The organism is Alloprevotella sp. Lung230, assembly GCF_014385435.1.
GTDB lineage: Bacteria > Bacteroidota > Bacteroidia > Bacteroidales > Bacteroidaceae > Alloprevotella.
The window spans coordinates 144,549-158,007 of record NZ_JACSUD010000003.1 but is presented as its reverse complement, the minus strand read 5'-3'; the positions used below and the strand labels follow the sequence as shown (position 1 = coordinate 158,007).

Below are 13,459 nucleotides of genomic sequence, written 5' to 3'. Positions count from 1 at the left end.
GGGTGGCTATTCACGGATTTCCATTTCGTCGACGGCATATTTTGCTCCGCCGTAGGTGTCGATGATGAAAAGCACGTAGCGGATGTCGGCGTTGATGCAGCGTTGGAGGGCAGGGTTGAAACGGAGGTCGGAGGAAAGGCTCTCGATGTTGCCGTCGAAGGCCAAGCCCACGAGTTCGCCCTGCGCATTGTAGACGCCGCTTCCCGAATTGCCGCCCGTGATGTCGTTGTTCGAGAGGAAGCACGTAGGCAGTTCGCCCTCGGCATCAGCATAGCGACCGTAGTTTTTGGTCAAGAAGTGCTCGCGCAGTTTGGCATCGACCACATAGTCGGGATCGTTCGGATTTTCCTTTTCCATCATCCCTTTGAGCGTGGTCTTCCAGTCGTAATACACAGCATCGCGAGGAGAATAGGGTTTCACCGATCCGTAGGTCATGCGCAGGGTGAAGTTGGCATCGGGACTTTTTGCCCAGTCGTACATCTCGCAGAGGCCGCGCACATAGATACGGTTGAGTTCGGCTGCTTTTTTGCGGTAGCGTTCCAGAGCAGGTTCGTATTGTTTCAGCGCGGCTTCGTAGGCCGCAAGATGGCGGTCGAGGACATCTTCCTGTCCGAAGCGTTCCCAGTCGTCGGAATTGAGTTCCATAATGTCGGCAAAAGCTGCTTTGGAACGGTAGGCCGAAGTGGTGTAAAGGCTGTCGAAATAGGCGGTCATGTCTTCGCGCACAAAGGCGGGCTGGATGGCCAAACGGTGGTGCTTCGCCCAGTAAGGCGCGAGGAGCTTCATTTTGCGCAGGTCATAGTCGCTATCGAGATTACCCAACATTTGTTCTACGGCAGCCACATAAGCGGCACGCTGTTGCTGATAGTCTTCGCCCTTCTTGGCCGTCTTTTGCAACTTACGGCCGAGGGCGCTGCTGAAGTCTTGCAGCGTTTTCGTGTTGTACTTAAAGTTCTGAGCGCCATAGGTGTATCGGAGCAGGTAGTAGTCGTGGAGAGTATCGGCCACGGCAGTGACGAGCGAGTCGATGCGATCGATGATGTTCCGGTACTCAGCCTTTCCACTGCGCTCGGCAAAAGCACGGAACGCCTTCTCTTCCTCGGCTTTGATGTCGAGCAGGTGGGTTTTCTTCACGCTTTCGTTCATTCCACCGTAGTTCTTCACCATGTTGCCCAAGTGCATGTAGTCGTCGGCATATTTGAGTGCCATCGCCCGATCGCTGTCCATCAGGCTCTTCATAAAGTTGAGTTCGGCTTCACCGGCGAGATTGATAGGCGCGTTTTGGCTCTGCGTGCGCAGACGCACCTGCGAGGCGGTGAGGTATCGGCTCGTGCTGCCCGGAAATCCCATCACCATGGTGTAGTCGCCCTGCTGCACGCCTTTCAGACTGACAGGCACCCACTTTTTGCAACGCAAAGGTTGGTTGTCGGCGCTGTAAGGCGCGGGCTGTCCGTCCTTGTCGGCATAGACACGGAACATCGCGAAATCGGCATTGTGGCGCGGCCACATCCAGTTGTCTTGGTTGAAACCGAATTGTCCGATTTGTTGCGGTGGATTGGCCACCAGACGCACATCGGTGTAGCGCTGTTCGTAGAAGGCAAAGAAGCGATTACCGCCAAAGTAGGGGACGATGCGCATCGTAATGCCGCGTTGCTTGGCCAAATCACTCTTTTTGAGCATCTGTTTGGCCAGTGGTTGGAGAAAACTGCCACTCATCATCGTGTAGGCATCGGCCTTGGCTTTGGCGGCCGCGCGTTCCACTTCGGCCGTCACCTCGACAATGCGCACCACAAAGGTGAAGGTGAGGTCGGGCACTTGCAATTCTTCATTGCGGTTCTTGGCAAAATAGCCGTCTTGCAGGTAGTTGTGGTTCATATCGCTCATCGCGTGAACGTAGGAAAAACCGCAGTGATTGTTGGTCAGCACCAAACCATCGCGACTCACGATTTCACCCGTACAACCGTTGCCGAATATCCCCACAACATCTCGAAACGAAGGGGTCTTTTCGTTGTAAAGTTCTTCGGGCGAAAGTCGCAGCCCGGCCTTGCGCAAGGAATCTTCAAGGTGCTGCTCTTTCATGAGTTTGAGCAGCCACATGCCTTCATCGGCTTGGACACCCGCCGCTACGAAGAGGGCGAGGAGAGAGAGGAGGAGTTTTTTCATAAAGGAGAATCGTTTTAACATTATTCTTGAGGTTGTGCACAGGTCAGGAGACATTCCACCCATTGATTAAAGTGTGGGCAACACTCTCGCAGACGTTCGATACCCACACGTGAGGTGACATATTCTGCCATTAGGGGTTTATCGTATTTCTGCTTGTATTCGTTTTCTATGATTTGAATTAGGCGTTTACTGGGCGAGGTGCGGCGGCCACCATTAATCAATTCCGGATTTTCAGCCGTGTGAAGTTCCTCCAACAGTCTTTCTTCCAACCCCCTACAATCTCCATAGAAAAAAGAAAGATGTTGGCAGCCGCAAAATATCAAAGTTTCAAACTCGTGCAGCTGAATGTAAGGAATGAAACGCGAAGAGGAGATCGCCTGAGCGAAAGCTTTTTCTAAGTGTTCCACCTGCCGGTAGGGAGAAGGAAGTTGTTGCGATTCGGGAAAAGCAGGAAATTCATTGGGAAGCCCGTAAAAGTCGATGAATGTTGTAATAATGTGCCGCTCATATCCTTTGTCCGGATAAAGTTTCAGCGCTCTATGAATGTCCCTTTCTATATGGGCAAAATTGACCACACCTCCCTTGCCATGTTTGCTATTGCTTGTTGTCACGAGCAGAGCTTTGGCCACAATCTGAAAGGCGGACAAATAAGGAGCCAATACTTTCTTGACAAAACGTTCTTCAGTTTGTCCTTCGCAGATGATGTGCAGAATCAGTTGCTTCATGGCCGTCCTCCCAGGATATTTTTGTCCCACAATTCACTCAACGTATACTCCTGCAACCATAAGTCTAACTCTTCTCGATCTAATTGTTGTACAGTGGTGGAATGCGTGGTCTCATCCATTTCAACGACAACGATATTTTCAGGTTCGAAACAGTCTATCAAATCCTTAGATTGCGTGGACACCAAGACCTGCGCTTTGAGAGCGGCTTCACTGATCAAGTGGGCCAAAGTGCTAATCGCCATAGGATGCAACCCCAATTCGGGTTCATCTAAGATAATCACACGCGCAATGGTTTCTTTCGGCTGAAGCAGCAAAGTGGCCAGTGCGATGAAACGTATCGAACCATCGGAAAACTGATCGGCGGTGAGTGCATAATCATTTCCGGAGGTGTCATACCATCTCAATGAGATGTACTTGTTGTTGTTCGGCTCTAGATAAAATTCGCGAAAATTGGGGACGACAAATCGCACATATTCTTCTATTTTTCGAAACTCCACCGCATGATTTTCTTTCAGATACAACAAGAAGGGAGCAAGGTTGTTGGCATAGGCTTGCAAATAGTTTGTTGTTTCTATTGGGGAGGCTTGGCGCAAAGGGCCACTCGTCGAGGAGTCGTGAAATTGATAGAATTTCGTTCGCAGCAAGTTCTTCTTCACCACTTGCGCCTTGCTGTCTTCGCTCTCAATCAGGGCACTCTCCCGATAGTTGGGGCGGAGGTTCACCTCGTAGGGCGTGGCGTAATTGGTAGTGTCGTGACAAAGCACTTGCTCTTCCGACACAATGAGACGGCCACCGGTAGAATGTGCCAGAGAGAAGCGATAAGTGTCCTTAAAATTGGGATTTTCGTATTCCAGTTCGCCGGCAAGCCGAGGCGTTTTTTTTACTCCATAGTGCAAGAGGGTATTGCTCGTTCCCTCTTGTTCTACATAGAGTTGTAAAGAACCAGTCATCATAAAGCCCAACATCTTGAAAAAACTCAAGATGTTGCTTTTGCCCGAACCATTTGCCCCCAACAGGAGGGTGACGTCCTGCAAGCGGAGTTCCACAGGGTGGTCATAAGCTATGGACTTATAGCCCCGAATCGTGATTTTGGAAAGTTTATCTCTCATAGTGCTGTCATCTTATCGTTACCATCGTTGCCCCGAAGCCATATTCGCGGAAGGAGGCGTCTTGGTGAGTGCATTGGCGGTAATAGCGTTTGAGTTCTTTGAGGATTTCCTGACGGAGCACGCCTTCGCCCTTGCCGTGGATGAAAACAATGTGGCGGCCGCGTTCATGGGCGTGTGCCTTCATCGTTTCGTGGAAAGCGCGGAGCTGCACGGTGAGAATGTCCTTCGGTTCGAGGCCGGCCGTGCTGTCGAGGAGTGCCGACGCATGGAGGTCAACTTCCACGAGAGCATTGCGGTCGGTGCCCTTGGTGGTAGGCACGCCTTTCGTTTCGGGACGCGCCGGTGCCGGACTGCGGTGGGCGGCAGCGGGAGTAGTCATCGCCTCTTGCAATGCTTCGGCATTGACCACCACGGTGTCGGCCGGGCGGTCATCGCGCACGAGTGGAAGCACCAACGCCGATTGGGTGAAAAACTCGCTCTCGCCGAAAGTATGCAGTTTGTAGAACTTGGTGGCATCCATCCGAAGGGTGATGTTGAGCGGTGCTTTGAGCGCAAAAGCCTTGTCGGTTTTGAAGGCGAGGAGTTGCACGGTGAGGCGTTCGAGTTCGGGAAGGGCATCGTGGCTGAACTCTTCGAGGAAAATCTTTTGATTCGGCTCAACCACCCCTTCATGACGCAGGCGATAGGCGGTGCCTTCCTGCGTGAGGAGAAGGAAACGGACGTAAAGATTGCTGTCGTTGACCAGATAGGCTTCAAACTTCGTGGTGGTGAGCTGCTTGGCATTGACGGGCAGAAAGCCGAGGAAGAGATTGAGCTGATCGCCGCCGCGACGTTCGAGCGGACGGGCGCGGAAAGTGATGTCCATATCGACCAAATCGCGCTCTTCCTCCTCTTCCTCATCGGCCGCGTGACGACTGAGGACGGCTTTGATGCTCGTGGCGCTCTCTGCCGTATGGGCATCGGAGGCCGGTTTGTTTTGAGCCGCAGGGCGCACAAAATTGTAGTTGTCCGTTTCGACCACGACCACTTCGGTGCGCAGCGTGGGCACTTCAAAACCATCGTCGTCGCACACCAGCACGATGTCTTTGCCTTGAAATCCTGTTATTTTTCCGCCTCCTGTGGTGTTGAGGAAGCGCACTTTATCGCCGATGTTCATAAGAATTGTTCTATGGGGAAAGAAAGGGTGAAATCCCGCTCGAAAGAGGGAGAGAAAAAAAGATAGGAAGTAGAAAAATCTATCTCTGAGATAATTTTTTCCGGCTCTGAGATAAAAAAAACTACCTCTGAGGTAAATTTTCGCCTTTTTGAGAGGGGAAAAATTTCGTGGGCAAATCAGCCGAAAAGTTCGCGCAGTGCCTGCTCCACTCGTGCCACGGGGATGAGCCGAATGCCCGAGAATCTTTCGGGGTCGAGACCTTTCAGATTTTGCTCGGGGAGGACGAAGCGCTGAAAACCAAGTTTTTGGGCTTCGGCAATGCGCTGGGTGATGCGGGTGACGGGGCGGATTTCGCCGCTCAAACCGCATTCGCCGGCCATGGCCACATCGCTCTCAATGGGCGTGTCGACGTTGGAAGAGAGCACGGCGGCAATGACGCTCAGGTCGATGGCCGGATCGGTAACACGGATGCCGCCGGCGATGTTGAGAAACACGTCCTTCGCACCGAGTTTGAAGCCTACGCGCTTTTCCAAAACCGCCAACAACATATTGAGGCGGCGCAGGTCGAAACCGGTGGCCGAGCGTTGGGGCGTGCCGTAGGCGGCGGTGGAAACCAGCGCCTGGGTTTCGATGAGAAAGGGACGCACCCCTTCGAGAGCGGCGCAGATGGCCACGCCCGAGAGCGCAGTGTCGCGCTGAGAGAGGAGGAGTTCCGAAGGGTTGTCGACGGGGCGCAGTCCGTTGGCATTCATTTCGTAGATGCCGAGTTCGGAGGTCGAACCGAAGCGGTTTTTGATGCTACGTAGGATGCGGTAGAAATAGTGGCGGTCGCCCTCAAACTGGAGCACGCAGTCCACGATGTGCTCCAACACCTTCGGGCCGGCAATACTGCCCTCCTTGGTGATATGTCCGATGAGGAGCACCGGCACGTTGTTGTCCTTGGCATATTTGAGGAGGGCGGTGGCACACTCGCGAATCTGCGTCACACTGCCCGGCGACGAGTCGATCATTTCAGTTTGCAGGGTCTGAATGGAGTCGACAATGAGAAGTTCGGGATTGACCTCGCGGATGTGGTCGAGGATATTTTCGAATTTCGTTTCACAGAGCAGATAAGGCTCGTGGGCAGCCGAAGGGGCGGGGGTGAGAGCCGGAGCAAGGCGGTCGGCACGGAGTTTGATTTGCCGTTCGCTCTCTTCTCCGCTCACGTAAAGGATGCGGCGGTCGGTCATCTGCAAGACCGTCTGCAAGAGGAGCGTACTTTTGCCGATACCCGGTTCACCGCCCAACAGCACCAGCGAACCCGGCACCAGTCCGCCGCCCAACACGCGGTTGAGTTCGGCATCGTGGGTGTCGTAGCGCGCTTCTTCCGAAGCATCAATTTCGGAAAGCCGCATAGGCCGCGCACCGGCACGATGAAGTCCGGCCACTGCTACGGCGGCAGCGCCTTTCGAGGGAAGGTCGTTGCCGAGTTTCATCTCTTTGAAGGTGTTCCACTCTCCACAGGAGGGGCAGCGTCCCACCCATTTAGGGGTGTCATAGCCACACTCGGAGCAGACGTAAGCTGTGCGTTGTTTGGCCATAATCACATTGCGCCCATTTCGGCTTTAAGTTCCACAAGTTCGGCTCTGAGGGCACGCAGGCGATCCACCACTTCGGTGGTTTTCACCGTACCTTCGTGATTTTTGCGCAACACTTCGCGGGCGGCATCAATGCGCAGGCCGCGCACCTTGACCAGATTGTAAATCACGCGGATGATTTCGATATCGTCCTTGGTGTATCGACGCACGCCACGCCCACCCTTCTTGGGATTGATTTGCGGAAATTCGCGTTCCCAAAAACGGAGGAGGGTGTCCTTCACATCGAACATCTCTGCAACTTCTCCAATGGTATAGAAGAGTTTGAGGTCTTTTTTTTCTGCGTAAGCCATAAGTTAAGTGTTCAAAATTAAACGCCACATTCGGCAGGTCTTTGCCCTTCGAATTTGTCCTGCCGCCGCTTTTTTATGCAGCAGATGCGCGGCGAAGCGGGTCGTGCATCAGCGTGCCATTTCGGCCGCCACGGCATTGGTGAGCGCCACAAATTCGCTCACGCTGAGCTGTTCGGGACGTCGGGTGAGGAGAGGTTGCGCCAAGAACTCACTGTGGTCGCGCCCCACCCCAAGTTCGTTGTTCAGTTGTGCAAAGAGAGGTTTAAGACTGCCGCGCATCATTTTGCGGCGCTGGTTGAAGGCGGTTTTCACCACGCGGCGCAGCAATCGCTCGTCGCAGCCGCAATCCTCCACCTTGTTGCGCGTCATGCGGATGACGGCACTTTTCACTTTGGGCGGCGGATTGAACACGCCCGGCTCCACGGTGAAAAGATATTCCACATCGTACCACAGCTGCACAAGCACCGAGAGAATGCCGTAGGTCTTGCTACCGGGTCCCGCGGCCAAGCGTTCGGCCACCTCCTTCTGAATCATGCCCGTACAGCAGGGAATGAGGTGGCGGTAGTCGAGCATTTTGAAAAAAATCTGGCTCGAAATATTGTAGGGATAGTTGCCTGTGAGTACGAAGGCGCCGCCGTCGAAAAGATGTTCGAGGTGCATTTTCAAGAAATCGTCCTCCACGATACCCGCTTCGAGTTGCGGAAAATGTTCGCGCAGATAAGCCACACTTTCAAAGTCGATTTCGGCCACTTTGAGCGGTCGCTCCTTAGTCAAGAGGTATTGTGTGAGCACGCCCATACCCGGCCCGACTTCGAGAATGGGCAGGTCGGGACAAGCGTCTACGGTGTCGGCAATGGCGCGTGCCACACTCAAATCTTTCAAAAAGTGCTGTCCAAGGAATTTTTTAGGGCGTACTGACTTCATTCTACGAGATTAAATTTGTAATTTTGCCACGCAGGGACTGCATTTGCGCACTCCCACGTGCAGAAAAGCACCGTTTGGGCACTTCTCTTGCCGCAAATTTACAAAAAAACTTTGTTTGTGTGAAGTCAATAGTCAGCATAATTAAAATTTTCATACCCTTTGCGCTCGGCATCGGCATCCTTTGGTGGATGTATCGGGGCAGCGACTGGGGACAAATCGGGCGCAGCCTCCTGCATCTGCACTGGGGTTGGATGCTCCTTTCGCTGGCTTTCGGCATCGTGCCGCTCACTTTCCGCGCCCTCCGCTGGCAACTGGCGCTTCGGCCGCTGGGTGAGCATCCCACCCGCCGCATTTGTTCGGATGCGATTTTCATTTCCTATGCCGCGAGTCTGGCCATTCCCCGAGTGGGCGAAGTGACCCGCTGCGGCACGTTGAAAAAGTATGCCGGTATCTCGTTTTCCAAATCGCTGGGCACCGTCGTGGCCGAACGCGTGGTCGATTCTGTACTGATGATGATCATTGCCGTGGCGGCCTTTGCCACGCAGCTCCCTCAGTTTCTCCGTTTTCTTCACACCACAGGCACCTCGCCCCACGCCATCCTGTCGCGCTTCACCTCCACGGGCTATCTCGTCACCGCCCTCTGCCTTCTGCTGGCCGTGGGCTTCTCGGGACTTCTCCTTTGGCGGGTCAAAGCCTTTCAGAAAGGGCGTGAAAAGGTGCAGGGCTTTTTCGACGGCATCGCCTCCTTGCGGCGGTTGGAGCATCCTTTGCTCTATCTGCTCTACAGCATCGGCATTTGGGCAGGCTATTATCTGCACTTCTATCTGGCCTTCTTCTGCTACGACTTCACCGCCGGCATCGACCCCGCAGCGGCATTGCTCATTTTCAGCGCCAGCACCTTTGCCGTGCTCGTTCCCACCCCCAACGGGGCAGGGCCTTGGCATTTTGCCGTCAAAACGATGCTCGTGCTCTACGGCGTGGCTGAAGCGCCGGCCATTCTCTTCGCCCTCGTGGTACATACCCTTCAGACCGCCCTCGTCATTGTGATGGGACTGGTGGGCTGGCTGGATCTCAATTTTGCTAAACATCAACCCTCAAACAATCATCTACTATGAGCCAAATCCTCTCTTTGCAACCAGAAGCCATCTGGCGCAATTTCCACTTGCTCAACCAAGTGCCCCGTCCTTCCGGTCATTTGGAGAAAATTCAGAAGTTTCTCCTCGATTGGGCTGCAGAGCACAATATCGAAGCCCGACAAGACAACGCGGGCAATATCCTCATGTACAAGCCGGCCACTCCCGGCATGGAAGACCGCAAAGTCGTGACGCTGCAAGGCCACACCGACATGGTGCCTCAAAAGACGCCCGACTCTCCCCACAACTTTGAAACCGACCCCATTGAAACCATCGTTGATGGCGAATGGGTGCACGCCAACAACACAACCCTCGGCGCCGACGATGGTATGGCCATCGCCACCATCATGGCCATCTTTGAAGACGACACCATTCCCCACGGCCCTCTTGAAGCCTTTATGACCAGCGACGAGGAGACCACGATGTACGGTGTCGAACACATGGAAGACGGTCTCCTCAAAGGCGACATTCTCCTCAATCTCGATAACGAGACCCACGGCGAACTGATGATTGGTTCGGCAGGGGGTATCAACTTCACCGCTGAACTCGAATATAAGGAAGTGGCTCCCGAAGCCGGCGACCAAGCCGTGCGCATCGTACTGGGCGGTCTGCGTGGCGGACACTCCGGCCTCGAAATCAACGAAGGCCGCGCCAATGCCAACAAACTGATGGCGCGCGTGGTGGTCGATGCCATTGCCAACTTTGAGGCACGCCTGGCCTCTTGGAAAGGCGGCAACATGCGCAACGCCATTCCCCGCGATGCCGAAGTTGCCCTCACGCTTCCTGCCGAAAATGTCGCTGCTCTGAAAGAAACCGTGGCCGAAGAGTGGCTCAAAGACTTCCGCGACGAGTATGGCTACATTGAGCCCAACCTCACGCTCGAAGTGGTCGATACCGACATGCCCGAAGCCCTTGTGCCCGAAGAGGTGCAGGACAATCTGGCCAACGCTATCCTCGGCTGCCACAACGGTGTGCTCCGCTTTATTCCCCATCTCCCCACGATTGTCGAAACGTCCAGCAACCTCTCCATCATCGAAATCGTCGACGGCAAGGCGTTTATCAAGATCCTTGTCCGTTCCAGCTCCGACTCTATGCGCCAATACTGCGTAGACACCCTCGAAGCCTGCTTCTCCATGGCGGGTATGAAAATCGAAACCGGCGGTGCCTATCCGGCTTGGCAACCTTCGCCCAAGAGCGAGATTGTGGAAATCATGCGCGAAGCCTACCGCGACCTCTTTAAGGAAGATCCCATCGTCCAAGTCATCCACGCCGGCCTTGAATGTTCGGTCATTTTGAGCCACTGCCCCAACATGGATGTTGTCTCCTTCGGTCCGACACTCCAATCGCCTCACACGCCCAATGAGCGTTGCCACATTCCTTCAGTCGAAGGCTACTGGCGTTTGGTGCTCGAAACGCTCCGCCGCATCCCTAAGAAATAACAACGTACTTTATCATTTATGCTGTGCGCCCCTCCTCTGCAAGCGTGTAGAGTGGGGGCGCTTTTTGCTTCGTCGTCAGCGCAAAATCTTTTTCCAATTCGGCCTTTTTCGTATTCTTCCCCACTAAAATTATTTCGCTTAGAAAATAATTCTTATCTTTGCTCGCTGAAAATAGAACTCAACGTAAGAAATTTATGAAACATGTGATTATTGGCGGGGTGGCCGGTGGAGCCACCGCTGCTGCACGCATCCGCCGTGCCGACGAAAACGCAGAAATCATTTTACTCGAAAAAGGCAAATACATCTCTTATGCCAACTGCGGACTTCCTTACTACATCGGGGGCAGCATTGCCGACCGCGAAAAACTCTTCGTACAAACCGCTCGGCAATTCGGCAAACGCTTTGCCATCGACGTACGCACAGAGAATGAAGCCGTAGACATCGACACTGAGAACAAGCGCATCACCATTCAGCGTGCAGATGGAAGTCAATACACAGAAACCTACGACAAACTCCTCCTCTCCCCTGGTGCAAGCCCCGTACGTCCCCCTCTGCCCGGCATAGACTTGGAGGGCATTTTCACCCTTCGGAATGTGGAAGACACCGACCGCATCAAGACTTACTTAGACAACCATACCGCACAAACGGCGGTGGTGGTGGGCGGCGGTTTCATCGGTCTTGAAATGGCCGAAAACCTCCACGAACGCGGTTTGCAAGTCAATCTCATCGAAATGGGCAACCAAGTGTTGGCGCCCATTGATTTCTCCATGGCTTCATTGGTGCACCAACACCTCAGCGACCGAGGGGTGCAGCTCTATTTGGAAAAGGCGGTCGAACGCTTTGAAGCAGCCGAACGCGGCGTGATGGTTTGCTTGAACGATGGGACGCGCATTGCAGCCGACATCGTGCTGCTCTCTATCGGTGTCCGTCCGGCTACGGAACTCGCACAGAAGGTCGGCATTGCCCTTGGCGAACGCGGCATCAAGGTGGACGATTACCTTATGACTTCGGCAGAAGATGTTTATGCCGTGGGCGATGCCATCGAATTTACCCACCCCATCACCGGCAAACCGTGGCTCAACTTCTTGGCAGGACCGGCCAACCGACAAGGGCGCATCGTGGCCGACAATATGGTGGGCGGCAACCACACCCCCTACGAGGGAGCAATCGGAACGGCTGTCGCCAAGGTGTTTCAGCTCACCGTGGCCTCGACCGGACTGCCGGCCAAACGCCTCAAGCAAGAGGGCATGGCCTACCTCAGCAGCACCACCCAGTCGAACTCCCACGCCGGCTACTATCCGGGAGCGACTCCCATCGTCATCAAACTCACCTTTTCTCCCACCACAGGGCAGATTTACGGGGCGCAAGCCGTAGGCAGCGAAGGGGTGGACAAGCGCATCGACCAAGTGGCTCAAATCATTAAGCACAAAGGCACGATAGCCGACCTGCTCACGCTCGAACACTGCTACGCTCCTCCCTACTCTTCCGCCAAAGACCCGATTGCCATTGCGGGCTATGCTGCGAGCAACGTGCTCAACGGGAAAATGCCGGTGGTCTACTGGCGCGAAGTGAAATCCCTCTCGGCACAGCCCGACGACACCTTCCTGCTCGATGTCCGCACTCCCGAAGAGTTTGCCCTCGGCAGCATTCCCCACGCGGTGAACATTCCCCTCGATGACCTCCGCGAGCGCATCGCCGAAGTGCCGCGTGAGCGCCCCATCGTGATTTTCTGCGCTGTGGGTCTGCGCGGTTATTTGGCGCAGCAAATCCTCGTGGCACGTGGTTTCGAGAATGTTCGCAACCTCTCGGGTGGTTTCAAACTCTACGAAGCCGCCACTACCCCTGTGACCGTCTGCACGGCTTCCCCCTCCCTCACCACGCCCTGCGCTCCCTGCGGAAAGACGTTGGAGGCTCCCGCAGCCCAACACGTGGTTTCGGTAGATGCCTGCGGATTGCAGTGCCCCGGCCCCATCCTCCGCCTGAAGCAAGCCATGGACTCCGCCGAAGTGGGACACCTGCTGTCGGTGCGAGCCACCGACCCCGGATTTGTACGCGATGCCAAGGCTTGGTGTAAAAGTACCGGACATCGCTATGTCGGACAACGCACCGAAGGAAATTGTTTTGTCGTCGACATTGAAAAGCAAGCCCCTACGGCCTGCCCCATCAACACGTCGGAATCGGGAAAGGGCAAAACCTTCATCATGTTTTCCGATGATTTAGACAAAGCCTTGGCCACCTTCGTTCTGGCCAACGGTGCTGCCGCCACGGGACAACACGTGTCGATTTTCTTCACTTTCTGGGGACTGAATGTCATTAAGAAGGAACAGAAACCGGCAGTGCAAAAAGACCTCTTCGGCAAGATGTTCTCTTGGATGCTCCCTGCCGACTCGCGCGCGCTCAAACTCTCAAAGATGAGTATGTTCGGCATAGGCGACCGCATGATGCGCCACATTATGCGTAAAAAAGGCATCAGCCAACTGGAAGAACTGCGGCAACAGGCGCTCAACAACGGGGTGGAGTTTATTGCCTGCCAAATGTCGATGGACATGATGGGCGTGGCTCACGAAGAACTGCTGGACGGCACTACCATCGGCGGCGTAGCCACTTATATGGCGCGCGCTGAACAAGCCGATCTCAACCTCTTCATCTAATCGGAGTACCATTTCCCTAAATGTTTAAGACGAACTCGTCCCCCTCAAAAGGTTGCTTTCTGCCTTTTGAGGGGGACGAGTTCGTTGATTTTGATTGCTGTCCGGTAAAAATGGAGATACTTAGCCACTTTTCCGGACAAAAGCCTGAGGAGAAAGGAGCGTACGCATTGGAGGTACTCTCCGCTTAAAGTATTTTCCCAAAAAAATTCCAAACCCTTGGAAAATCTTTTCC

Annotated in this window: 10 protein-coding genes; 3 read left to right on the top strand and 7 right to left on the bottom strand. The window is 54.3% G+C overall.

The features are described 5' to 3' along the window. Positions 1 to 6: 6 nt before the first annotated feature. The 7 genes from H8527_RS03510 to rsmA all read right to left on the bottom strand — a co-directional run bounded on the left by H8527_RS03510 (position 7) and on the right by rsmA (position 8,004). Complete coding sequence (locus tag H8527_RS03510; RefSeq protein ID WP_187545640.1) at positions 7 to 2,163, bottom strand: S46 family peptidase; 2,157 nt, start codon at positions 2,161 to 2,163, stop codon at positions 7 to 9. Between the two features lie 20 nt (positions 2,164 to 2,183). After that, on the bottom strand, positions 2,184 to 2,888 hold the full coding sequence (locus tag H8527_RS03505) for a DUF4276 family protein (RefSeq protein WP_187545638.1): 705 nt from the start codon (positions 2,886 to 2,888) through the stop codon (positions 2,184 to 2,186). Next, the gene (locus H8527_RS03500) at positions 2,885 to 3,997 is read right to left on the bottom strand and encodes an AAA family ATPase (RefSeq protein WP_187545636.1); all 1,113 of its coding nucleotides are present in this window, start codon (positions 3,995 to 3,997) and stop codon (positions 2,885 to 2,887) included. The genes H8527_RS03505 and H8527_RS03500 overlap by 4 nt, the downstream gene beginning before the upstream one ends. A 7-nt stretch (positions 3,998 to 4,004) precedes the next feature. Further along, positions 4,005 to 5,153, bottom strand: coding sequence for a DUF2027 domain-containing protein (locus tag H8527_RS03495; protein ID WP_187545635.1), 1,149 nt, complete (start codon positions 5,151 to 5,153; stop codon positions 4,005 to 4,007). A 176-nt stretch (positions 5,154 to 5,329) separates the two neighbouring features. Then, a complete protein-coding gene (gene radA, locus H8527_RS03490; protein ID WP_187545633.1) occupies positions 5,330 to 6,733 on the bottom strand; it encodes a DNA repair protein RadA in 1,404 nt (467 codons plus the stop codon). A 2-nt stretch (positions 6,734 to 6,735) separates the two neighbouring features. Further along, a complete protein-coding gene (locus tag H8527_RS03485) occupies positions 6,736 to 7,080 on the bottom strand; it encodes a MerR family transcriptional regulator (protein ID WP_187545631.1) in 345 nt (114 codons plus the stop codon). Positions 7,081 to 7,188: 108 nt separating this feature from the next. Further along, positions 7,189 to 8,004 carry a 16S rRNA (adenine(1518)-N(6)/adenine(1519)-N(6))-dimethyltransferase RsmA gene (gene rsmA, locus H8527_RS03480; RefSeq protein ID WP_187545629.1) on the bottom strand — a complete coding sequence of 272 codons (816 nt, stop codon included), beginning with the start codon at positions 8,002 to 8,004 and terminating at the stop codon, positions 7,189 to 7,191. 119 nt (positions 8,005 to 8,123) lie between these two features. Here rsmA and H8527_RS03475 point away from each other — a divergent pair, with 119 nt between their 5' ends. From H8527_RS03475 to H8527_RS03465, 3 genes are all read left to right on the top strand, one after another. Next, entirely contained in the window at positions 8,124 to 9,119 is a 996-nt protein-coding gene (locus tag H8527_RS03475; protein WP_187545627.1) for a lysylphosphatidylglycerol synthase transmembrane domain-containing protein, read from the top strand. Continuing rightward, positions 9,116 to 10,576: an aminoacyl-histidine dipeptidase gene (locus H8527_RS03470; RefSeq protein ID WP_187545625.1), complete on the top strand. Its 1,461-nt coding sequence runs from the start codon at positions 9,116 to 9,118 to the stop codon at positions 10,574 to 10,576. The genes H8527_RS03475 and H8527_RS03470 overlap by 4 nt, the downstream gene beginning before the upstream one ends. A gap of 194 nt (positions 10,577 to 10,770) precedes the next feature. After that, a complete protein-coding gene (locus H8527_RS03465; RefSeq protein ID WP_187545623.1) occupies positions 10,771 to 13,227 on the top strand; it encodes an FAD-dependent oxidoreductase in 2,457 nt (818 codons plus the stop codon). Positions 13,228 to 13,459 lie beyond the last annotated feature (232 nt).